This window comes from Streptomyces sp. NPDC059166, assembly GCF_042755185.1.
GTDB lineage: Bacteria > Actinomycetota > Actinomycetes > Streptomycetales > Streptomycetaceae > Streptomyces.
The window spans coordinates 57,101-79,239 of record NZ_JBHZCI010000009.1 but is presented as its reverse complement, the minus strand read 5'-3'; the positions used below and the strand labels follow the sequence as shown (position 1 = coordinate 79,239).

Annotated in this window: 21 protein-coding genes; 13 read left to right on the top strand and 8 right to left on the bottom strand. The window is 71.8% G+C overall.

Translation table 11 applies throughout. The annotated features are described in order from the left end of the window. Window positions 1-159: 159 nt before the first annotated feature. Together ACFXOA_RS09345 and ACFXOA_RS09340 are read right to left on the bottom strand one after the other, a co-directional pair. Entirely contained in the window at window positions 160-453 is a 294-nt protein-coding gene (locus ACFXOA_RS09345) for an MTH1187 family thiamine-binding protein (protein WP_014048385.1), read from the bottom strand. After that, window positions 450-800: a DUF3817 domain-containing protein gene (locus ACFXOA_RS09340; protein WP_385024300.1), complete on the bottom strand. Its 351-nt coding sequence runs from the start codon at window positions 798-800 to the stop codon at window positions 450-452. Before ACFXOA_RS09340 ends, ACFXOA_RS09345 begins: the two co-directional genes overlap by 4 nt. 210 nt (window positions 801-1,010) lie before the next feature. Between ACFXOA_RS09340 and ACFXOA_RS09335 the strand changes: the two genes are divergently transcribed. From ACFXOA_RS09335 to ACFXOA_RS09320, 4 genes are all read left to right on the top strand, one after another. Continuing rightward, window positions 1,011-1,643 (top strand): AIM24 family protein, encoded by a 633-nt coding sequence (locus tag ACFXOA_RS09335; protein WP_365527363.1) that lies wholly within the window; start codon window positions 1,011-1,013, stop codon window positions 1,641-1,643. Next, window positions 1,643-2,293 carry an AIM24 family protein gene (locus tag ACFXOA_RS09330; protein WP_385024298.1) on the top strand — a complete coding sequence of 217 codons (651 nt, stop codon included), beginning with the start codon at window positions 1,643-1,645 and terminating at the stop codon, window positions 2,291-2,293. The genes ACFXOA_RS09335 and ACFXOA_RS09330 overlap by 1 nt, the downstream gene beginning before the upstream one ends. Continuing rightward, complete coding sequence (locus ACFXOA_RS09325; protein ID WP_385024296.1) at window positions 2,290-3,066, top strand: AIM24 family protein; 777 nt, start codon at window positions 2,290-2,292, stop codon at window positions 3,064-3,066. Before ACFXOA_RS09330 ends, ACFXOA_RS09325 begins: the two co-directional genes overlap by 4 nt. 96 nt (window positions 3,067-3,162) lie before the next feature. Further along, window positions 3,163-3,639: a MarR family winged helix-turn-helix transcriptional regulator gene (locus ACFXOA_RS09320; protein ID WP_385024294.1), complete on the top strand. Its 477-nt coding sequence runs from the start codon at window positions 3,163-3,165 to the stop codon at window positions 3,637-3,639. A gap of 219 nt (window positions 3,640-3,858) precedes the next feature. Here the strand turns inward: ACFXOA_RS09320 and meaB are convergent, their stop codons facing one another. Further along, complete coding sequence (gene meaB / locus ACFXOA_RS09315) at window positions 3,859-4,821, bottom strand: methylmalonyl Co-A mutase-associated GTPase MeaB (protein ID WP_385024292.1); 963 nt, start codon at window positions 4,819-4,821, stop codon at window positions 3,859-3,861. A gap of 31 nt (window positions 4,822-4,852) precedes the next feature. Next, on the bottom strand, window positions 4,853-6,055 hold the full coding sequence (locus ACFXOA_RS09310; protein ID WP_385024290.1) for an acetyl-CoA C-acetyltransferase: 1,203 nt from the start codon (window positions 6,053-6,055) through the stop codon (window positions 4,853-4,855). Between the two features lie 296 nt (window positions 6,056-6,351). On the opposite strand from ACFXOA_RS09310, the gene mce reads away from it, so the two are divergent. The 7 genes from mce (at window position 6,352) to ACFXOA_RS09275 (ending at window position 15,959) form a co-directional block, all read left to right on the top strand. Continuing rightward, window positions 6,352-6,780 (top strand): methylmalonyl-CoA epimerase, encoded by a 429-nt coding sequence (gene mce / locus ACFXOA_RS09305; protein WP_385024288.1) that lies wholly within the window; start codon window positions 6,352-6,354, stop codon window positions 6,778-6,780. 243 nt (window positions 6,781-7,023) lie between these two features. Then, window positions 7,024-10,815, top strand: coding sequence for a polarized growth protein Scy (gene scy / locus ACFXOA_RS09300; RefSeq protein WP_385024286.1), 3,792 nt, complete (start codon window positions 7,024-7,026; stop codon window positions 10,813-10,815). 175 nt (window positions 10,816-10,990) lie between these two features. Continuing rightward, window positions 10,991-11,929, top strand: a complete 939-nt coding sequence (locus ACFXOA_RS09295) for a cellulose-binding protein (protein ID WP_362542222.1) — start codon at window positions 10,991-10,993, stop codon at window positions 11,927-11,929. Window positions 11,930-12,019: 90 nt separating this feature from the next. Next, complete coding sequence (locus ACFXOA_RS09290) at window positions 12,020-13,033, top strand: ATP-binding cassette domain-containing protein (protein WP_385024284.1); 1,014 nt, start codon at window positions 12,020-12,022, stop codon at window positions 13,031-13,033. 5 nt (window positions 13,034-13,038) lie between these two features. Next, on the top strand, window positions 13,039-13,818 hold the full coding sequence (locus ACFXOA_RS09285) for an ABC transporter permease subunit (protein WP_385024281.1): 780 nt from the start codon (window positions 13,039-13,041) through the stop codon (window positions 13,816-13,818). Between the two features lie 141 nt (window positions 13,819-13,959). Continuing rightward, the gene (locus ACFXOA_RS09280) at window positions 13,960-15,084 is read left to right on the top strand and encodes an ABC transporter ATP-binding protein (RefSeq protein ID WP_385024279.1); all 1,125 of its coding nucleotides are present in this window, start codon (window positions 13,960-13,962) and stop codon (window positions 15,082-15,084) included. Further along, a complete protein-coding gene (locus tag ACFXOA_RS09275) occupies window positions 15,081-15,959 on the top strand; it encodes an ABC transporter permease subunit (protein WP_385024277.1) in 879 nt (292 codons plus the stop codon). The genes ACFXOA_RS09280 and ACFXOA_RS09275 overlap by 4 nt, the downstream gene beginning before the upstream one ends. Window positions 15,960-15,969: 10 nt before the next feature. Here ACFXOA_RS09275 and ACFXOA_RS09270 read toward each other — a convergent pair whose 3' ends face one another. Next, entirely contained in the window at window positions 15,970-16,299 is a 330-nt protein-coding gene (locus ACFXOA_RS09270) for an ATP/GTP-binding protein (protein WP_385024275.1), read from the bottom strand. A gap of 214 nt (window positions 16,300-16,513) precedes the next feature. Between ACFXOA_RS09270 and ACFXOA_RS09265 the strand changes: the two genes are divergently transcribed. Further along, window positions 16,514-17,545 (top strand): LLM class flavin-dependent oxidoreductase, encoded by a 1,032-nt coding sequence (locus ACFXOA_RS09265; protein WP_385024273.1) that lies wholly within the window; start codon window positions 16,514-16,516, stop codon window positions 17,543-17,545. A 92-nt stretch (window positions 17,546-17,637) separates the two neighbouring features. On the opposite strand, the gene ACFXOA_RS09260 is transcribed toward ACFXOA_RS09265, so the two are convergent. Continuing rightward, window positions 17,638-18,030 (bottom strand): SCO5389 family protein, encoded by a 393-nt coding sequence (locus ACFXOA_RS09260; protein ID WP_385024271.1) that lies wholly within the window; start codon window positions 18,028-18,030, stop codon window positions 17,638-17,640. 260 nt (window positions 18,031-18,290) lie between these two features. Here ACFXOA_RS09260 and nucS point away from each other — a divergent pair, with 260 nt between their 5' ends. Then, the gene (gene nucS, locus ACFXOA_RS09255; RefSeq protein ID WP_385024269.1) at window positions 18,291-18,962 is read left to right on the top strand and encodes an endonuclease NucS; all 672 of its coding nucleotides are present in this window, start codon (window positions 18,291-18,293) and stop codon (window positions 18,960-18,962) included. 69 nt (window positions 18,963-19,031) lie between these two features. Here nucS and ACFXOA_RS09250 read toward each other — a convergent pair whose 3' ends face one another. Continuing rightward, a complete protein-coding gene (locus ACFXOA_RS09250) occupies window positions 19,032-21,503 on the bottom strand; it encodes an ATP-binding protein (protein WP_385024267.1) in 2,472 nt (823 codons plus the stop codon). Window positions 21,504-21,714: 211 nt separating this feature from the next. Next, window positions 21,715-22,038: an STAS domain-containing protein gene (locus ACFXOA_RS09245; RefSeq protein ID WP_362542252.1), complete on the bottom strand. Its 324-nt coding sequence runs from the start codon at window positions 22,036-22,038 to the stop codon at window positions 21,715-21,717. Between the last annotated feature and the right edge of the window lie 101 nt (window positions 22,039-22,139).

Below are 22,139 nucleotides of genomic sequence, written 5' to 3'. Positions count from 1 at the left end.
CGCCTCCCATGATCGGACATGCCGGTATCCCCACAGAAAAAGGGACGAACCATCATCTGTCGAACCGGCAGGTCCGAGTGAGGGGGTTTTATAGCCCGAACGGAAAGAGCCCCCGGCGACCGGGGGCTCTTCGTGCGGGGCGGCGTTCGCGACGGCGCGTCAGTCCGCGAGGTACCGCTCCACCGTCTCGACCTTGGAGGTGAGCCCGTCGGTGACGCCCGGCCGGATGTCGGCCTTCAGTACCAGCGAGACCCGGCCCGCGCGCGCCTCCACCGCGGCGACGGCACGCTTGACGACGTCCATGACCTCGTCCCACTCGCCCTCCACGGACGTGAACATGGCGTCGGTGCGGTTGGGCAGGCCCGACTCCCGGACGACCCGGACGGCGTCGGCGACGTACTCGCCGACGTCCTCGCCGACGCCCAGCGGGCTCACGGAGAAGGCGACGATCATGCGTTCACCGTGCCCTCGGCGCGGGCGCGGGCGGCGATGACACCGTCGGCCTCGTACTTCTTGAGCAGCTTCTCGCCGTAGAGACCGCCGAAGGGCAGGACGGCGAGCAGGAAGAACAGGGCGACGCGGCCCAGCGGCCACTTGGCCTTGGACCAGACGTCGAGGAGGAACACCAGGTAGATGGTGAAGAGGATTCCGTGCAGCATGCCGAGCGGCATCATCAGGAAGTCGATGTCCGAGATCCGGCTCAGGACCGAGCCGAAGAGGATCAGCGCCGGGAAGGACAGCGCCTCGGGAAGCGAGATGAGGCGCAGCCGGTGCAGGGCGGAAGCGGTCTTGATGTCCACGAGGGCACCTTCGGTGGGAGGGGCGTGTCGGCTTGTGAACGCGGGCACAAGCCCTCCCATTGTGGCATCGGCCGTACCCCGTGACGGCGGGGGGTCCGCGCCCTGCCCCCCGGGCACGTACCGGTGCATTTCAGGGGCATATCAGGGACGGAACGGGACGACGGGCCCTGGTCTGCCGCACCTCCCTGCGGCTACCGTCGGTCCGTGGCGATGTTCCGGCTCCAAGGCAGCAAGACGCTCGCCGTCGACCTGACGGGCGATGCGGTGAAGGCGAAGAACGGCTCGATGGTCGCGTACGACGGCCGGATGGCGTTCAAGAAGTTGTCCGGCGGCGGTGACGGCCTACGCGGCATGGTGACCCGCAGGCTGACCGGCGAGCAGATGGTGATGATGGAGGTGAACGGCCAGGGCACCTGCTATTTCGCGGACCGCGCGAGTGAGATCAACCTCGTCTCGCTGCGCGGCGAGACGCTGTACGTCGAGGCGAGCAACCTGCTGGCCACCGACGCCGGTCTGCGCACCGGCACCACGTTCACGGGTCTGCGCGGCGGCGCGACCGGCAACGGGCTGTTCACCACGACCGTCGAGGGGACCGGACAGGCGGCGATCATGTCGGACGGTTCGGCCGTCGTGCTGCGGGTGACGCCCCAGTACCCGCTGAACGTCGACCCGGGCGCCTACATCGCCCACCAGGGCAGGCTCCAGCAGCACTTCCAGTCCGGCGTGAACTTCAGGACGCTGATGGGCGAGGGGTCGGGCGAGTCCTTCCAGATCCGCTTCGAGGGCGACGGCCTCGTCTACGTCCAGCCCAGCGAGCGGAACACCGTCGGGGGCGATGTCTGATGCCGTTCCGTGAGGTCAACTCGAAGATGGTCGAGGCCCAGGTGACTCCCGGCCTGAAGATGTACAGCCAACGGGGCGCGATGATCGCGTACCGGGGCGAGGTCTCCTTCACCCCGAACATCCAGGGCGGCCAGGGCGGCCTGGCGTCGATGATCGGCCGGCGGGTGGCGAACGAGGCCACCCCGCTGATGACGGTCGAGGGCAGCGGCACGGTGATGTTCGGCCACGGGGGCCACCACATCCAGGTGATCAACCTGGCGGGCGACACCCTCTACGTCGAGGCCGACCGGCTGCTCGCCTTCGACGGCACGCTCCAGCAGGGCACCATGTTCATGGGCTCGCAGGGCGGGGTGATGGGCATGGTGCGCGGCCAGGTCACCGGGCAGGGCCTGTTCACGACGACCCTCAGGGGACACGGCGCGGTGGCCGTCATGGCGCACGGCGGGGTCATCGAGCTGCCCGTCACCCCGGGGCGTCCGGTCCATGTGGACCCGCAGGCGTACGTCGCGCACCACGGGGACGTGACCAACAAGCTGTCCACCGCGCTCGGCTGGCGCGACATGGTGGGACGGGGTTCCGGCGAGGCCTTCCAGCTGGAGCTGAGCGGCAGTGGTGCGGTGTACGTCCAGGCGTCGGAGGAGAAGCTGTGAGCGGCCCGGTGGTCTTCGATCCCATGACGCTGCCGGTGGACGACAACGTCAACGCGTACACCTTCTGCGTGGAGCTCAAGGGGAGCCGCTGGTTCCTCCAGAAGGGCAAGATGATCGCCTACTACGGGCAGATCGACTTCAGCGGCATCGGCCACGGCCGCTTCGAGGGTCTGATCCGTACGAGCTTCCACTCCCCGCTGCACGCGAGCGACTGGGTGGTGGCCGAGGGCAGCGGGAAGATGCTGCTCGCCGACCGCGCCTTCGACGTGAACTCCTACGACCTGGAGGACGGGAACCTCACGATCCGGTCCGGCAACCTGCTCGCGTACCAGCCGACGCTGGCCCTGAAGCAGTCGATCGTGCCGGGTTTCCTCACCCTGATCGGTACGGGGAAGTTCGTCGCCGCGTCCAACGGGCCGGTGGTCTTCATGGAGCCGCCGCTGCGGGTGGACCCGCAGGCGCTGGTGGGGTGGGCGGACTGCCCGTCGCCGTGCCACCACTACGACCACGGCTACATGACCGGGGTGATGGGCGGACTCCGCTCGCTCACCGGGGTCGGCGGCACCTCGGGCGAGGAGCACCAGTTCGAGTTCGTCGGTGCGGGGACCGTCCTGCTGCAGTCGACGGAGGTGCTGATGCCCGAGCAGGCGACCGGCGCGGTCCCGCACCAGCCGGGCGTCCCCGGCGGCGGTCCCGGACCCGGGGGTCAACATGGCTCCACACCCCGCATGCCCGGTCAGCTGGGGGACCTCCAGCGTCGCTTCGGGCTGTGAACGGTAGTCTGCGGAGTGTGACGCCGTGCGAACGCGTGCGCGGTGTCACACCCCCCGACTTCGTCCGGCTTTCAACTTCTTAGGTAGAATCCATACATGGAGACCGAGACGGCCACTCGCTGGCTGACCGACGCGGAGCAGTGCGCCTGGCGCACCCACCTCGACGTCAGCAGGCTGCTGACGCACCAGTTGGAGAAGGACCTCCAGCCGTTCGGACTGACCATGAACGACTACGAGATCCTGGTCAACCTCTCGGAGTCGGAGGAGCGGCGGATGCGGATGAGCGATCTCGCCGCGGCCACCCTGCAGTCGAAGAGCCGGCTCTCCCACCAGATCACCCGCATGGAGAACGCCGGCCTGGTGCGGCGTCAGCACTGCGAGTCAGACCGCCGCGGCCTGTTCGCGGTGCTCACGGATCTCGGTGGCGAGACGATGCGGAAGGTCGCCCCTCACCATGTCGAGTCGGTCCGCAGGCACTTCGTGGACCTCCTGCCGCCCGAGGAACTCGCCGCCCTGCACGCGTCGCTGACCCCGATCGCCGACCATCTGCGCGGCCGCCGCGGCAAGCCGTAGCACCCGCCGGCCGCCGCGGCAGGCCCAGGCACTCACGTTCCGCCGCGGCAGGCCGCAGCACCCACCGCCACCGCGCGGCCCCGGAGCCGTCGGGTGAACCCGGCGAGTCGGCCACGGCGGACACCGATCGCGCGAGGCACACGGGGCGCGATGAGTCACCCGCTCGCGGCACAAGGGGCCCACGCCTCCGGGGGCGGCCCGCACGCCGCCCCCGGGGCGTCAGTGCCCGCCCGTGAGTCCCGCGACCAGTTCGTCCGCCGCCGCGTACGGGTCGAGGTCACCGGCCACGATGCGTTCGGCGAGCGTGTCCAGCCGGCGGTCGCCGTGCAGATCGGCGATCCGTTCGCGGAGCGCGGTCACGGCGATCGTCTCGACCTCGCGGGCCGCGCGCGCGGTGCGCCGCTCGGCGAGCACGCCGTGCTCCTCCATCCACGCCCGGTGCTTCTCCAGCGCCTCGACGACCTCGTCGATGCCCTGCCCCCGGGCGGCGACCGTCTTCACGATCGGCGGCCGCCAGTCACCGGGCCCCCGCGACTCCCCGAGGCCCAGCATGTGGTTGAGCTCCCGGGCGGTGGCGTCCGCGCCGTCCCGGTCCGCCTTGTTGACGACGTACACGTCGCCGATCTCCAGGATTCCGGCCTTCGCCGCCTGGATCCCGTCACCCATGCCCGGTGCGAGGAGGACGACGGAGGTGTCGGCCTGGGAGGCGATCTCCACCTCCGACTGGCCCACCCCCACCGTCTCCACGAGGATCACCTCGCAGCCCGCCGCGTCCAGCACCCGGATCGCCTGCGGCGCCGCCCAGGCCAGTCCGCCCAGGTGGCCTCGGGTGGCCATCGAGCGGATGTAGACGCCCGGGTCGGAGGCGTGCTCCGACATCCGGACCCGGTCCCCCAGCAGCGCGCCCCCGGAGAACGGCGACGACGGGTCGACCGCCAGGACGCCGACCCGTTTGCCGGCCTTCCGGTAGGCGGAGACCAGCGCCGAGGTGGAGGTGGACTTGCCGACACCCGGCGATCCGGTCAGGCCGACGACGTAGGCGCCGCCCGCCAGGGGGGCCAGCGCCGCCATCACCTCGCGCAGCTGCGGCGAGGCCCCCTCCACCAGGGAGATGAGCCGGGCCACCGCCCGCGGCCTGCCCTCACGCGCCTGCTCGACCAGGGTGGGGACGTCCACCTTCACGCTCGGCCTCCTCGCTCGCTCGTACGGAGTACTACTTGCCCGGTACGCGGATGATCAACGCGTCACCCTGGCCGCCGCCGCCGCACAGCGCCGCCGCCCCGGTGCCGCCACCGCGCCGCTTCAGCTCCAGCGCGAGGTGCAGCACCACCCGGGCACCGGACATCCCGATGGGGTGGCCGAGCGCGATCGCGCCGCCGTTCACGTTGACCTTGTCGGAGGTGACGCCGAGGTCCTTCATGGACTGGACCGCGACCGCGGCGAACGCCTCGTTGATCTCGATCAGGTCGAGGTCCTCGACCCCGATGCCCTCCTTCTTCAGGGCGTGCCGGATCGCGTTCGACGGCTGCGACTGGAGCGAGTTGTCGGGTCCCGCCACGTTGCCGTGGGCGCCGATCTCGGCGATCCAGTCCAGGCCCAGTTCCTCGGCCTTGGCCTTGCTCATGACGACGACGGCCGCGGCACCGTCCGAGATCTGCGAGGAGGTGCCCGCGGTGATCGTCCCGTCCTTGGTGAACGCCGGGCGCAGCTTGCCGAGCGACTCGACGGTCGTCTCGGCGCGGATGCCCTCGTCCTTGGAGAAGAGGACCGGGTCGCCCTTGCGCTGCGGGATCTCCACCGGGGTGATCTCGGCCTCGAAGACGCCGTTCTTCTGTGCCGCGGCCGCCCGCTGGTGGGACAGGGCGCCGATCTCGTCCTGGGCCGCGCGGTCCAGGCCCAGGCGGGTGTTGTGCTTCTCGGTGGACTCGCCCATCGGGATGTTCTCGTAGGCGTCCGTCAGACCGTCGTACGCCATCGAGTCGAGCATCTCGACCGCGCCGTACTTGTAGCCCTCGCGGGACTTCGGGAGCAGGTGCGGGGCGTTGGTCATGGACTCCTGGCCGCCGGCCACCACGACGTCGAACTCCCCGGCGCGGATCAGCTGGTCGGCCAGCGCGATCGCGTCGAGGCCCGAGAGGCACACCTTGTTGACGGTGAGCGCGGGGACGTTCAGCGGGATGCCCGCCTTGACCGCGGCCTGACGCGCCGGGATCTGCCCCGCCCCGGCCTGCAGCACCTGGCCCATGATCACGTACTCGACCTGGTCGCCGCCGATGCCGGCCCGTTCGAGCGCGGCCTTGATGGCGACGCCTCCGAGGTCGGCCCCGGAGAAGCTCTTCAGCGAGCCGAGGAGCCGGCCCATGGGCGTGCGCGCGCCCGCGACGATCACTGACGTGGTTCCGGTCGTTCCAGACATGAGGCACAGCCCCTTGGGATCGGTTGTGAACGAGGGTGGGGAGGGGCCGGAACATGAGGGGCGGCGTCACAGGCCCGGGCACGCACATCCGCGGCGTTGTCGTCGGTCGGCATGGCTCCGCCATACCTCCCTCCTCCGCCTTGCAGCTGCACGCACCCAGCCCTGCTCCTTCTTCCACCCCTCATGTTCCGGCCCCTCCCGCCTGAATGTACTGAGCGGTACGGCGCCCGTCATCCGCCTGTCGGTGTGATCGCGCGCACGTTGCGTAACCATCTCCGGGGCGCTGCACTGGTTCCATGCTGACGCGAATCGACCACATCGGAATCGCCTGTTTCGACCTCGACAGGACGGTGGAGTTCTACCGCGCGACCTACGGATTCGAGGTGCACCACACCGAGATCAACGAGGAGCAGGGTGTCCGCGAGGCCATGCTGAAGATCAACGGCACCTCCGACGGCGGGGCGTCCTACCTCCAACTGCTGGAACCGACCCGGGAGGACTCGGCCGTCGGCAAGTGGCTGGCGAAGAACGGCGAGGGTGTGCACCACATCGCCTTCGGGACCGCGGACGTCGACGCCGACTCCTCGGACATCCGCGGAAAGGGCGTACGGGTGCTGTACGACGAGCCCCGGACCGGCTCGATGGGCTCCCGCATCACCTTCCTCCACCCCAAGGACTGCCACGGTGTGCTGACCGAACTGGTCACCTCGGCACAGGAGCACTGACCCGACCGATACCCGGCCCGGTAGAGTGGGCGGTTCCGGGCCGGGGCCGGGTCGGGGCCGCGCCGCGTCCTCGTCTTCGATCTGTCACCATTCCCCGGGGGAACCGCTCGCCCGCGAGCGGTGCTCGTTTGGAGTTTGCGGACAGGGTTGGGGTCTCCCCTGCTCAGTGGGGCATCCCCTGCTCGGACGAAGTTCAGAGCTTGGGGAAGAAGTCGAGAGCTCGGGGAAGGATGGGACCGCGCAATGCGGGGCTACGAGAGCCAGCAGAGCCACCGAGCTGACGACGACCATCTCTCGCGGTTCGAAGCCGAGATGGACCGGCTGAGGACCGACCGGGAGAAGGCCGTCCAGCACGCCGAGGACCTCGGCTACCAGGTCGAGGTACTGCGCGCCAAGCTGCACGAGGCGAGGCGCACTCTGGCGACCCGTCCGGCGCACGACGGTGCGGACATCGGCTACCAGGCCGAGCAGATGCTCCGCAACGCACAGATCCAGGCCGACCAGCTGCGCAGCGACGCCGAGCGCGAACTGCGCGAGGCCAGGGCGCAGACCCAGCGGATCCTGCAGGAGCACGCGGAGCACCAGGCCCGTCTGCAGGCCGAGTTGCACACCGAGGCCGTGCAGCGGCGCCAGCGGCTCGACCAGGAGCTGGCGGAACGCCGTCAGACCGTCGAGTCCCACGTCAACGAGAACGTCGCCTGGGCGGAGCAGCTGCGCGCCAGGACCGAGTCCCAGGCGCGCAGGCTGCTGGACGAGTCCCGCGCGGAGGCCGAGCAGTCGCTCGCCACCGCGCGCGCCGAGGCGGCCAGGCTGGCGGACGAGACCAGGCGCCGCGTCGGCTCCGAGGCGGAGGCGGCCCGTGCCGAGGCCGAGGCCACCCTGCTGCGGGCCCGGCGGGACGCCGAGCGGCTGCTCGACGCCGCCTCCACCCAGGCCCAGGAGGCCACCAGCCACGCGGAGCAGCTGCGCTCCACGGCCACGGCCGAGACGGACCAGACCCGGCAGCAGACCGCGGAGCTGAACCGCGCCGCCGAGCAGCGCATGCAGGAGGCCGAGACCCGGCTGCGCGAGGCCCGGCTGGAGGCGGAGAAGGTCCTCGCCGAGGCCAAGGAGGCCGCGGTCAAGCGGCTGGCCGGGGCCGAGTCGCAGAACGAGCAGCGCACCCGTACGGCGAAGTCCGAGATCGCCCGGCTGGTCGGCGAGGCCACCAAGCAGGCCGAGACGCTCAAGGAAGAGGCCGAACAGGCCCTCGTGGACGCCCGTGCCGAGGCCGAGCGGGTCGTCGCCGAGGCCGCGGAGAAGGCCCGCACCCTCGCCGCGGAGGACGCCGCCGCACAGCTCGCCAAGGCGGCACGCAGCGCCGAGGAGGTCCTGACCAAGGCCTCCGAGGACGCGAAGTCGACGACCAGGGCGGCCGGTGAGGAGGCCGACCGCATCCGCCGCGAGGCGGAGGCGGAGGCCGACCGGCTGCGCGGTGAGGCCGCGGAGCAGGCGGACCAGCTCAAGGGCGCCGCCAAGGACGACACCAAGGAGTACCGGGCCAAGACGGTCGAGCTGCAGGAGGAGGCCCGTCGGCTCCGCGGTGAGGCCGAGCAGCTGCGCTCCGAGGCCGTGGCCGAGGGTGAGCGGATCCGCGGCGAGGCACGCCGTGAGGCGGTCCAGCAGCTCGAGGAGGGTGCCCGCACCGCCGAGGAGCTGCTCACCAAGGCCAAGTCCGACTCCGAGGAGCTGCGGACCTCCGCCGGCACCGAGAGCGAGCGGGTCAAGGCCGAGGCCGCCGAACGCGCCGCCACGCTGCGCAAGCAGGCCGAGGAGGCCCTCGAACGCGCCCGCGCCGAGGCGGAGAAGCTCCGCGCCGAGGCCGAGGAGCAGGCGGCCGCCCTGACCGCCGCGGCGGAGAAGGCCGCCGGGGAGCTGCGCGAGGAGACCGAGCGCGGCGTGGAGGCGCGCAAGGCGGAGGCGGCCGAGGAGCTCTCCCGGCTGCACACCGAGGCGGAGTCCCGGGTCGCCGCGGCCGAGGAGGCGCTGGGCGAGGCGCGTACGGAGGCGGAGCGCATCCGCCGCGAGACGGGCGAGGAGTCCGAGCGGCTCCGCGCGGAGGCCGCCGAGCGGGTACGCACGCTCCAGGAGCAGGCCACGACCGAGGCCGAGCGGCTGCGTACCGAGGCTGCGGCCGACGCCGCGGAGTCCCGCGCGGAGGGCGAGGCCGTCGCCGTACGCCTGCGCAGCGAGGCCGCGGCCGAGGCCGAGCGGCTCAGGAGCGAGGCCAAGGAGACGGCGGACCGGGTGCGCTCCGAGGCGGCTGCCGCCGCCGAGCGGGTCGGGACCGAGGCCGCCGAGGCCCTGGCCGCCGCCCAGGAGGAGGCCAACCGCCGCCGCCGCAGCGCCGAGGAGGCGCTCGACTCCGCTCGTGCCGAGGCGGAGCAGGAGCGGGAGCGGGCGCGCGAACAGAGCGAGGAACTGCTGGCCTCGGCCCGCAAGCGGGTCGAGGAGGCGCAGGCCGAGGCTCAGCGTCTGGTCGAGGAGGCGGAGAGCCGGGCGGCCGAGATCGTCTCCGCGGCCGAACAGACGGCCCAGCAGGTACGGGACTCCGTTGCCGGGCTGCAGGAGCAGGCCGAGCAGGAGATCACCGGGCTGCGGTCCGCCGCCGAGCACGCGGCGGAGCGGACGCGGACCGAGGCGCAGGAGGAGGCGGACCGGGTCCGTACCGACGCCTACGCCGAGCGCGAGCGTGCCACGGAGGACGCCAACCGCATCCGGCAGGTCGCGCACGAGGAGTCGGAGGCCGCGAAGTCCCTGGCCGAGCGGACCGTCTCCGAGGCCATCACCGAGTCGGAGAAGCTGCGCTCGGACGCCTCCGAGTACAGCCAGCGGATCCGCACGGAGGCCTCGGACGCCAAGGCGTCGGCCGAGCAGGACGCCTCGCGCGCCCGCGGCGAGGCCCGCGAGGACGCCAACCGGATCCGTACGGAGGCCGCGGAGCAGTCCGACCGGCTGCTGGCCGAGGCGACGAGCGAGAGCGAGCGGGTGCGTACGGAGGCCGCCGAACAGGCCGAGCGCACCGTGGGCGAGGCCGCCGACGAGGCCGAACGGCTCCGGGCGGAGGCCGCGCAGACCGTCGGTTCCGCCCAGGAGCACGCCGCCCGCACCCGTGAGGAGGCGGAGCGGCTGCGCGCCGACGCGGAGGCCGCCGCCGAGCAGGCCGGCGCCGAGGCCCGCCAGGAGGCGGACCGGTTGCTCGACGAGGCGCGGGAGGCTGCCGCGAAGCGGCGTTCGGACGCAGCCGAACAGGCCGACCAGCTCGTCGCCAAGGCCCAGGAGGAGGCGCTGCGCGCCGCCACCGAGGCCGAGGAGCAGGCGGACCGGATGGTCGGCGCCGCCCGCAACGAGGCCGTCCGGATCACCTCGGACGCCACGGTCGAGGGCAACTCCCTGGTGGAGCGGGCCCGTACGGACGCGGACGAACTGCTCGTCGGCGCCCGGCGTGACGCCACCGCCACCCGGGAGCGGGCCGAGGAGCTCAGGGCCCGGATCGAGGCCGAGATCGAGGAGCTCCACGAGCGGGCCCGGCGCGAGACCTCCGAGCAGATGAAGACCGCCGGCGAGCGTGTCGACAAGCTGATGAAGGCGGCGACGGAACAGCGGGCCGAGGCCGAGACGAAGGCCAAGGAGCTGCTGGCCGACGCGAATTCGGAGGCGAGCAAGGTCCGTATCGCCGCCGTGAAGCGCGCCGAGTCGCTGCTCAAGGAGGCGGAGACCAAGAAGACCGAGCTGACGCGCGCTGCGGAGAAGCTGCGCGCCGACGCCGAGGCCGAGGCGAGCCAGATGGTGGACGAGGGCCGGCGGGAGCTGGACCTGCTCGTCAGGAGGCGCGAGGACATCAATACGGAGATCTCCCGTGTCCAGGACGTCCTCGAGGCGTTGGAGTCTTTCGAGGCTCCGGGTGGATCGGGCAAGGCGTCGGGCGGTGCCGGGGGCGTCAAGGCCGGGGCGTCGGCGGGCACGCGGTCCGGCGGCAAGGCTTCGGACGGGTAGCCGTCCAGGGACTTAGCCGTGAACATTCAAGCCTTCGGGTCGCAAGCGCTCCGGGGGCCAGCCACTCAAAAGGGGTGTCATTCTCCATACCAAAGCGGCATCTTCACTTTGACACGCCGCCCAGGCCCCTAGGATTCCCTCTAACACCTCACCGGTCTCATTCGACAGGAACCCCATGAGCGACCCTTCCTCCCCCTTCGGCTTCGAGCTCGTGCGACGTGGATACGACCGCGGTCAGGTGGACGACCGCATTACGAAGCTCGTCGCCGACCGTGACAGTGCTCTCGCCCGCATCACCTCTCTGGAAAAGCGCATCGAGGAGCTCCACCTCGAGACGCAGAACGCCCAGGCCCAGGTCAACGACGCCGAGCCGTCGTACGCCGGTCTCGGCGCCCGCGTCGAGAAGATCCTCCGCCTCGCCGAGGAGGAGGCGAAGGACCTGCGTGAGGAGGCCCGCCGCGCGGCGGAGCAGCACCGCGAGCTGGCCGAGTCGGCCGCGCAGCAGGTGCGCAACGACGCGGAGACCTTCGCCGCCGAGCGCAAGGCGAAAGCCGAGGACGAGGGCGTCCGCATCGTCGAGAAGGCCAAGGGCGAGGCGAGCACGCTGCGCTCCGACGCCCAGAAGGACGCCCAGCAGAAGCGTGAGGAGGCCGACGCCCTCTTCGAGGAGACCCGCGCGAAGGCCGCCCAGGCCGCCGCGGACTTCGAGACCAACCTCGCCAAGCGCCGTGAGCAGTCGGAGCGCGACCTCGCGTCCCGTCAGGCGAAGGCCGAGAAGCGCCTCGCGGAGATCGAGCACCGCGCCGAGCAGCTGCGCCTGGAGGCGGAGAAGCTCCGTACGGACGCCGAGCGCCGGGCCCGCCAGACGGTGGAGACGGCCCAGCGCCAGGCCGAGGACATCGTGGCCGACGCGAACGCCAAGGCCGACCGGATCCGCAGCGAGTCGGAGCGCGAGCTGGCGGCGCTCACCAACCGCCGTGACTCGATCAACGCCCAGCTGACCAACGTCCGCGAGATGCTGGCGACGCTGACGGGCGCCGCTGTCGCCGCAGCCGGCTCCCCCGTCGAGGACGAGTCCGCCACCCGCGGGGTCCCCGCCCAGCAGACCCGCTGACCCGAGGGCACGTACATCAGCAGTACCGCTTGCGCGCCCGGTTCCGCCTTTGTGGTGGCGCCGGGCGCGCGGCCGTTCTAGCGTGGCCGCATGATCGAGCTCGACGGTCTCACCAAACGCTTCGGCAACAAGGTTGCCGTCGACCATCTCTCATGCCGGGTCAGACCCGGCATGGTGACCGGATTCCTCGGCCCGAACGGCGCGGGCAAGTCCACGACGATGCGCATGATGCTCGATCTCGACAACCCGACGAGCGGGTCGGTGCGCATCGACGGCCGTCACTACCGCGAGCTCCAGGAGCCGCTCAAGCACATCGGGGCGCTGCTCGACGCGAAGTCGATGCACGGCGGCCGGAGCGCCTACAACAACCTCCTCTGCCTCGCCCAGAGCAACCGCATCCCGACGAGCCGCGTCTCGCAGGTGCTCGACACGGTGGGTCTGAGCGCGGTGGCGAAGAAGAAGTCCAAGGGTTTCTCCCTCGGGATGGGGCAGCGGCTGGGGATCGCGGCCGCGCTGCTCGGCGACCCCGAGATCCTGATGTTCGACGAGCCCGTGAACGGACTGGACCCGGAGGGCATCCACTGGATCCGGAACCTGATGAAGACCCTCGCCGCCGAGGGCCGGACCATCTTCGTCTCCTCCCACCTGATGAGCGAGATGGCGCTGACCGCCGACCATCTGATCGTCATCGGCCAGGGCAGGCTGCTCGCCGACACCTCGATGGCCGACTTCATCCACGAGAACTCGCGCAGCTTCGTCCGGATGCGCTCCCCCGAGCAGGAGCGTCTGCGCGATCTGCTGCACGCCGAGGGCGTCGTGGCGGTCGAGTCGGGCAACGGCACCCTGGAGATCGACGGCGAGGCACCGGAGCGGCTGGGCGAGCTCGCCGGGCGGCACGGGATCGTGCTGCACGAGCTGAGCGCCCAGCGGGCCTCCCTGGAGGAGGCGTTCATGCAGATGACCGCGGGCTCGGTGGAGTACCACGCGCACTCCGAGCGGGACGCCGGTGCGCCGCCCCCGCAGGCAGGCCCGCAATGGGGCGACGGGTGGGACGTGGGGCGGTCCGCCGCCCCTGTGGCCGACGACCGCGCGAAGGAGGTGTGACCGCCATGGCAACGGTACCCGCGGTTCTCAACTCGGAGTGGACCAAGATCCGTACGGTCTCGTCGACGACCTGGACGCTGATCTCCGCGTTCCTCGTGACGGTGGCCATGGGAGCGGCCCTGAGCGCTCTGCTGAACAGCCAGTTCGACGATCTCCCGGCGGCCGAGCAGGCCACCTTCGACCCGACGTTCGTGAGCTTCTCCGGCATGGTCCTGGGTCAGTTGGCGATGGTCGTCTTCGGCGTCCTCGTGGTGGGCACGGAGTACAGCTCGGGCATGATCCGCACCTCGCTGGCGGCCGTGCCCCAGCGCGGGTCCTTCCTCTTCGGCAAGATCGCCGTGGCAGGGGTCCTGGCGCTGCTGGTCGGGCTCGCCACCAGCTTCGTGACCTTCTTCCTCAGCCAGGCGATGCTCGGGGACCGCGGCACCGACCTCGGTGCGCAGAACGTGCTGCGCGCGGTCTTCGGCGGCGGCCTCTACATGGGGCTGATCGCGGTCTTCTCCATGGGCGTGGCCACGATGCTGCGGAGTTCGATGCTGTCGCTCGGCATCCTGATGCCCTTCTTCTTCCTCGTCTCGCAGATCCTCTCCGCCGTCCCCGGGGCCAAGAGCGTCGCCCGCTACTTCCCCGACCAGGCCGGCTCCAAGGTGATGCAGGTGGTCCCGGACGCCATGAACAGCGACCCCGCGCCGTACGGACCCTGGGGCGGTCTCGGGATCATGGTGCTCTGGGTGATCGCGGCCCTCGCCGGCGGCTACCTCGTCCTGCGGAGTCGGGACGCCTGAGGCTTCCTCCCGGTGAGGGGCGCACCGCCCGGCGGCTTGGCCGGAACCGCCGGGCGCTGGTTATCCTCCTAACTCTTACCGGGGGCGTGCGGGCGGGAAGCGCCGGGGCCCCGACGACGGACAAGTCGATGGGGCTGGAGAATGATCGAGGCGGTCGGCCTGACCAAGCGCTACGGCGCGAAGACGGCCGTGCACAACCTTTCCTTCCAGGTGCGGCCGGGCGCCGTCACCGGCTTCCTCGGCCCCAACGGGTCGGGGAAGTCGACGACCATGCGCATGATCCTGGGCCTGGACCGCCCGACGTCCGGACATGTGACGATCGGCGGCCACTCGTTCCGGGGCCTGCCCAACGCTCCGCGTCAGGTGGGGGCCCTGCTCGACGCCAAGGCGGTGCACGGCGGACGCAGCGCCCGCAACCACCTGCTGTGCCTGGCGCAGCTGGCGGGGATCCCCGCAGCCCGGGTGGACGAGGTGCTCGACGTCGTGGGGCTCAGGGAGGTCGCGAGGAAGCGCTCCAGCGGCTTCTCCCTCGGCATGGGGCAGCGCCTCGGCATCGCGGCGGCCCTGCTCGGCGACCCCCAGGTGCTGCTGTTCGACGAGCCGGTCAACGGACTGGACCCCGAGGGAATCCTCTGGGTCCGGAACCTGATGAAGCGGCTGGCCTCCGAGGGCCGCACGGTCTTCGTCTCCAGCCATCTCATGAGCGAGATGGCGCTGACCGCCGATCATCTGATCGTGATCGGCCGTGGACAGCTGCTGTCCGACATGAGCGTCACCGACTTCATCTCCGCCAACTCCGCGGACTTCGCCCGGGTGCGGGTCGCGTCGGACGAAGCGGGGCCGAAGGAGAAGCTGTCCTCCTCGCTGGCGGAGGCCGGCGGCCGTGTCATGCCGGAGCCCGACGGCGCCCTGCGGGTGACCGGACTCCCGCTGCCCCGGATCAGCGATCTGGCACACGCCGCCGGCGTCAGGCTGTGGGAGCTCTCACCGCACCAGGCGTCGCTGGAGGAGGCGTACATGCGGATGACGCAGGGTGCCGTCGACTACCGCTCGACGGCGGACGCCAAGGCGGGGCTCCAGGCGCCGCCGCCCGGTCATGCCCCCTACGGGCCCGGTCCGGTGCCGCGGACTCCCCCGGAGGTCCCCCAGCAGAGCTGGTACGCGCCGCCTCCCCCCGGTCGGAATCCGTACGCCGCCGCACCCGCGCCCACGCCCGCCGTCACCACCGACGGACAGCGCCCCGAGACCAGCGAGGACCCCCGATGACCATGCCGGCGACTCCTCCGTCCGCGCCGCAGCCCTCGCGGACGCCCTATGAGCAGCCGTGGCGGCACGAGGGCGCTCACGGCGGCATGTACTCGTCGCCCATCCCCGTGCGCACTCCTGGTCTCGGCGACGCCATCGCCTCCGAGTGGACCAAGATCCGCTCCGTGCGCTCCACCATGTGGACGCTGGGGGTGATGATCGTGCTGCTGCTCGGCATCGGGCTGCTGACCGCCTTCGCGGTGAGCGTGTCGGACGCCACGCTGGACGAGACCCCCGTACTCAGCCTGGGCTTCTTCGGCGTGCTGCTGGGTTCGATCTGTGTGATCACCCTCGGGGTGCTGACGATCACGTCCGAGTACGGCACCGGGATGATCCGTACGACGCTGACGGCGTGCCCGAGCCGGGCCCGGATCCTGACCGCCAAGTCGGTGGTCTTCTTCCTGCTGGCCTTCGCCATCACCACGGTGACCACGGGCGTCGTCGGTGTCCTGCAGACGGCGCTCCTGGACGGCGCGACGCCCGACACGGGACTCTGGGTGCGCTCGACGGTGGGGGTCGGCCTCTACGTCGCGACGCTCGGCCTGCTCTCGCTCGCGGTCGGCGCCCTCATCCGGCACTCGGCGGGCGCGATCACCGTCATGATCGCCCTGGTGCTGCTCCCGCTGGTGCTGGCGATGTTCATGTTCTCGGCGACGCTCTCCGACGTGCGGATGGCGCTCTTCGAGTACTCGATCCCCAACCAGCTCGGCGCGATGTACGACGCCTCGGTGACCGGGTCGGGGCCGTCCGGCTGGGAGCCGCTGTGGGTCATCCTCGGGGTGACCGCGGTGACGATGGGCGGCGCCTTCGTGGCGCTGGACCGGCGGGACGTCTGAGGCGTCCCGCTCAGTGACGCGGGGCGTTCCTGGACCGCTGCACCCGGGTGGTGCGGCGGTCCTTCGCGTTCCAGCATGCCTTGTGCCAGTGCCTGCGGTCGTCGATCCCGCCGTACTCGGGCCAGGCGACGAGGTGCGGGACCCCGGAGGGGATCTCCTGGTCGCATCCGGGGCAGCGGTAGCGCTTGCCGGCCGCGCTCGCGCCGCTCACCGGGCGCACGGACCACTCCTCGCCCTGCCAGCTCTCCGTGGCGCCTCCGGCGCCGTACCGCTCCCCCAGCCCGCTCGTGTTGCCGGTGGGACTCTCGCCGCCTCGGGGGCGGTTACGGCGCGGGGACACGGAACACCTCACGGAACGGTGACGGGCGGATCGTTCCGTCCAGCCTAGAGCCATCGGCGGCGGGCACGTGTCAGGAGTGGCGCGTGTGCGCCGCCGGGGCGGGTGGGTTACCGGAAAATCGCAACAACTTCGCCCTGGACCGTGCCTTTGGCACGTGTCAGACGTTGTTGCCCGTGAGGGGGCAGCCGCGTCGGCCGCAAGGAGGCAGAAGGCGATGCGCGTAGGAACGTTCGTACTGGCAGCTCAGTTTCCCGGCCAGGGGCAGGGTGAGGCCCTGCACCGGGCCGTACGCTCCGCCGAGGTGGCGGAGGAGTCCGGGCTCGATTCCGTCTGGCTGGCGGAGCATCACTTCGTGCCGTACGGGGTGTGCCCGTCCGCCACGACACTGGCCGCCCTGCTGCTCGGCCGCACCCGGAGGATCCGGGTGGGCACGGCGGTGACCGTGCTGCCGAGCCAGCACCCGGTGACGGTCGGCGAGCAGGCGGCCCTGCTCCACCTGACCAGCGGCGGCCGTTTCACCCTCGGGGTGGGGCGGGGCGGCCCCTGGGTCGATCTGGAGGTGTTCGGAAGCGGTCTGGAGGCCTACGAGAAGGGCTTCCCCGAGTCCCTGGACCTCCTGCTCGACTGGCTCGGCAAGCCCCGGGTGGCGGGGCGCGGGGAACGCTTCTCCTTCCGGGAGGTCGCGGTCGTCCCGCGTGCCGACGAGATCCTCGGGGACGGTCCTCCGAGCCCCGAGGTGGTCGTCGCGTGCACCTCCCCGAAAAGCGTGAAACTCGCCGCTGAAAAGGGTTTGCCGATGCTCCTCGGGATGCATTGCGGCGACGAGGAGAAGGCGGACATGGTCGCCCTGTGGCGGTCGGCCGCCCGGGACGCCGGTCAGCCGGCGGAGGTGGTCGAGCGGGTGGCACATGTGTCCGCGGGGGTGGCTCAGATCGCCGACCGTCCCGCCGACGCCGTGGAGACGCTCGTGAAGGCGATGCCGGGGTGGCTGCGGCAGGGGCTCGACGCCCATGTGACGGTCGACGGGCGGCACCGGGTGATGCGGGACCCCGTGGCGTACACGGAGTTCCTGTGCGGCCTGCACCCGGTGGGATCGCCTCGTCTGGCGGCGGACCGGCTCGCGGCCACGGCGGAGCGCACCGGCATCACCCGCTTCGCCCTCATGGTGGAGGGGTCGGGGGATCTCGCGGCGACGGAGACGAATGTGCAGCGGCTGGGCACGGAAGTGCTGCCGATGCTGGTGTGACCCGTTCACGTGCTCGTCCTGGTGGTGGTGCGGGTACTGCCGCCCCGGGGCCAGTTGCACCTCCCGCGGCTCAGGGGCGGCAGCAGATGCGCTCAGCAGTCGCGGAGTTCGGGTGACTGGTTGAGCAACTGGCCCCTCACCGAGGTGAATCGGGCCAGCCGCTCGTCGGCCGAGGCGTCCAGGGGGAACACCGCCACGCGGTGGCAGTTCTGGAATGCCAGGCGTACTCCGAAGTGCCGCTGCAGCGCGCCGCGTATCGCGTCGCTGGCGAGTGCGCGCAGCAGCTGGCCACGTGCCTGCTCGTCCGGCGGGGGCGTCTGGTTGTCGGCGAACTCTCCGCCGTCGACCTTGAGCTGGGCCACCAGGGAGCTGATCATCTCCCATGCGAAGGGCAGGGAGGTCCGGACGCAGTCGACGAAGTCGGCTTCGTCGACCTCGCCTCGCTCGGCCTGTTCCAACAGGGCCGGTGAGACGTCGAGCGACATGGGTTCTCCTCTCGCGGTCCCGGCGGGTGACCGGGGCCTTACGGGCGGGGCAGGACGGCGACGCTGCGTACACATGCGGCGACCTCCTGCTTCCACGGTAAGGGCGCAGTCCGGGCCGCACCAGGAGATTGGGAACACAACCGGCCATTGTCGAACACTCGCAAAGAGGGGCAAGCCCGATCCCCGGGCGTCAAGGGCCCCGCCGGACGAGGCGGGCGGGAATCGCGCCGGGCACGGGTCGTCGAGTAGCGTTGCCGACCATGCGTCTCGTCATCGCCCGTTGCTCCGTCGACTACGCGGGCCGGCTCACCGCCCACCTGCCCTCCGCCCCCCGTCTGATCCTGGTGAAGGCGGACGGCAGCGTCTCGATCCATGCCGACGACCGGGCCTACAAACCGCTCAACTGGATGTCCCCGCCGTGCACCCTGAAGGAGGGCGCGGGCGAGGACGAGGGCGTCTGGACGGTGGTGAACAAAGCGGGCGAGAAACTGATCATCACCATGGAGGAGATCCTCCATGACTCGTCCCATGAACTGGGTGTCGACCCGGGGCTCATCAAGGACGGTGTGGAGGCGCACCTCCAGGAACTGCTCGCGGACCGCATCGAGACGATCGGCGAGGGGTACACCCTGATCCGCCGCGAGTACCCGACGGCGATCGGCCCGGTCGACATCCTGTGCCGGGACGCGGACGGTGCGACGGTCGCGGTGGAGCTGAAGCGACGCGGCGACATCGACGGCGTGGAGCAGCTGACCCGCTACCTGGAACTGCTCAACCGTGATCCGCATCTCGCTCCGGTGCGAGGCGTGTTCGCCGCGCAGGAGATCAAGCCGCAGGCCCGCGTGCTGGCGACGGACCGGGGCATCGGCTGCCTGGTGCTCGACTACGACGCGATGCGCGGCATCGAGGACGACAAGCTGCGGCTCTTCTGAGCCGGGCCCGCCTGAAACGCTGAACGCCGTACGGATCCGGTCTCCCGGCTCCGTACGGCGTTCCGCGTTTCAGGCGGTTGCCGTGTCCGTCGGTGAGGCGGTGGTGTCCTGCGTCGCGGACGACGCGGTGACGGTCGCCGTGGGGCCGCTCGCGGAGTCCGACGTCGACGGCTCCGTGGTGGTCTCCGTCTCCGACGGTGTGGGCGAGGGCGACTCGGGGTCGGTGGGGGTCACGGTCGGGGTGTCGGACTCGCTGGGCGTGGGCGGCCTCGTCGTCTGCGTCGGCGACGGGGAGCCGTGCGGGGGGCGGCTCGTGGTGGCGCCTTCGGACGGGGTCTCCGAAGGGCTCGTACCGGGGGCCGAGGTGCCCGCCGAGGGCGTGCCGCTCGTGGACGGCCCGGCGGTGCCGGACGGCCCCGGTGACGGCGTGCCGGCCGTGGACGGGGCACCGGTGGCCGGGCCCGCGGCCGGCTCGTCCTCGGTGTAGCCGTCGTCGGCGCCGTCCTCGCTCGCGGACCGCTCGGTGGTGACGTTCTGCCCCTCCGGGTCGTCACCGCTTCCCGAGGTGGCTCCGAGGGTCACCACCGTGCCGAGGACCGCCGCCAGGAGCGCCCCCGCCCCGACGGCGACCAGGTTGCGCCTGGCGCCCTTGAGGACGCCCGCGGGGCCCTTGGAGGGGTTGGCGGGCGGCAGGTCCTGACGGGCGATCAGGGTCGCCGAGGTCTCCGTCACCCGGGGGAAGAGCGGTGCGGCCGGCGGGACGCCGCGGGGAGGCGCGGCCGGCTCGTCCCGGGGCGCGAGGGGGATGTCGTCCCCGGCCAGGGTGGTGGGCAGCGGATCGCCGGAGCGGTCGGCGACGAGCGCGAGCGCCCGGCGCCCCGCCACCGCGCCGGGCTTGTCGGCGAGCGCGCCGCGCATGCCGATGGCGGTCTCCAGTTCGGCCCTGGCCCGGTCCAGTTGGCCGTTGCAGAGCGCGAGGACACCCAACTCGTGGTGGAAGTAGGCCTCTTCGGCGACCTCACCGGCGATGCGAGCGGCCTCCTGGCCCGTCCTGAGGCTCTTCTCCCAGGCGCCCCACCGCATGGCCGCCGCGAAGGCGGGAGCGGCGCTGCGGGCGAGCAGGACCACCACGCTGGCCTGTCCCGGTGTGTCACCGGGGACGAGGCGCGCCATCGAGGCGAGGATCGCGTCGGCCTCGGCCGCCACACGTCCGGGGGTGACGGAGGGGTGCCCCGCCCACCAGGTGTAGTGCTGTGCGGCGCTCCGGGCGTACTCCTCGGCGCCGTCGCCGTAGCCGCTCGCCTCCAGTTGGGCCAGCACTCCGGCGGCGAGCCGGTAGCGGGGGCCCGCCGGGGAGAGCAGGGCGTGGCCGGCCAGCTCGCCGAGGGCGGCGTCCGCGTGGGTGTCCCCCACCAGGGCCGGCAGATGGGCCTGGTGGGGAACCTCGCCGCCGAGCGCTACGGCGAAGCGCAGTGTCTCCCGGGCGGCCTCGCTCAGCCGTGAGGCGATCAGGGGCGCCGGCGCGGCACCCTCGCCGAGGCTGGGCAGCGGCACGGCTGCCGGCTCCGGGCGCCGGCCGAAGGGCGCGTCGTCGGGGTCGTCGTCGGGGTCGGGCTCCTCCTGGCCGGCGCGCATGTCGTCGTGGCTCCGGAGCAGCGCCCCGGCCTGGACGAAGCGCAGGGGCAGCCCCTCGGACTCGAACCAGAGGTCGCCGGCCCAGTTCGCCTCCTCGTCGGTGAGAGGGCGCTCCAGGACGTGCTCCATGAGCTCGATCGAGGTGCTGCGGCCGAGACCGGTGAGAGGTACTTCGTCGAGGTTCGCCTCGGCCTCGGGGGCGGGTGCCTCGGGGGCGGGAGCGAGGAGGAAGGCGCACTCGGGGGTGGCGTCGAGCAGCTCCTGGAGCTGGGACCCGCCGATCTCCAGGTCGTCGATGACGACGACGGCACCGATCCCGTTGAGCAGCGTCCGCAGGTCTTCGGGGCCGGGCCGGTGCAGCGGGGCGTCGTGGACGGCCTCGAAGAGCCCGTACAGCAGCTCCCCGGCGGTGCGCTTGTGGCCGGACAGCCGCACGATCCCGTCGGGCGCGAGATCCGCGCAGTCGGCGGCGACGGCGTCCAGGAGGGCGGTGCGGCCCGACCCCGCGGGTCCGGTGAGGCGGACGGACCGCCCTCGGGCGAGCAGCCGTACCAGCTTCTCCCGCTCCTCCTCGCGTTCGAGGAGCGGCATCTGCGGGGCCGGCGGCCCGGGTGGGACGGGCGGCGCGGCCGCCCGCTCGCGTTCCACCCGGCGGGCGGCGGTGTGGCGCGCGGGTGTGCCGGGCTGCTCGCCGGGCCTGCAGGGCTCTATCTCGCTGCCGTCGACCGGGTTGACCGTGAGCAGGAAGTCGCCCGATATCAGCTGCACGGTGCGCGACTTCTGCGGTGTCTGATGCCCGAAGTCGGGTGTCAGCGGGTCGCGGGGCTGCCGTCGGCGCCCGCCGTCGTCTCCGGACCGGTCGTCGCCGTGACCGTACTCGCCGGGTCCCCGCTTGGTCGGGTCCATCGTCCACATCCCCCAGACGCGCAGCGCGCGGTCGTCCCTCCGGCCCCGCACGCCCGTCGTCGTCCCGGTCGGTGTCCGCCAGTGGGTCCTCGTCGATCAGCGGACGGCCGAACCCTAAACCTTCGCACAGTATCTACGAACCGGCGGGGGGCCGCGCCGCCCCCGACATCACGTTCTCGTGAGGATTGTGCGGATGTTGCGGCGGCGGCCCTCAGACGCGCGGCAGGGAGTCCGCCGCGATCCCGCCCTCGATGGCCAGGATGCGGTGCAGTCTGGTCGCGACGAGCAGCCGCTGCATCTGCGGTGGCACCCCGCGCAGCACGAGGCGCCGGCCTGCCCGGCCGGCTCTGCGGTGCGCGCCCATGATGACCCCGAGTCCGGTGGCGTCCCAGGAGTCGAGCTCGGTCAGGTTCAGCACGAGATCGCCGACTCCGTCGTCGACGGCCGAGTGCAGAACCGTACGGGCGTCCGCCGCGCTTCGGACGTCGAGGCGGCCCCCGACGACCAGCTCGGCGTGGTCGCCCCTGATGTGCATATGCGCTCCCCGGAAGTACCCCGTAGCGGTCGGTCGGTCTGTCGTGTTGCTCTTCCACCTTTGCCACCACTGACTGTGTGGGCGACGGGGAAGTTGCCGTC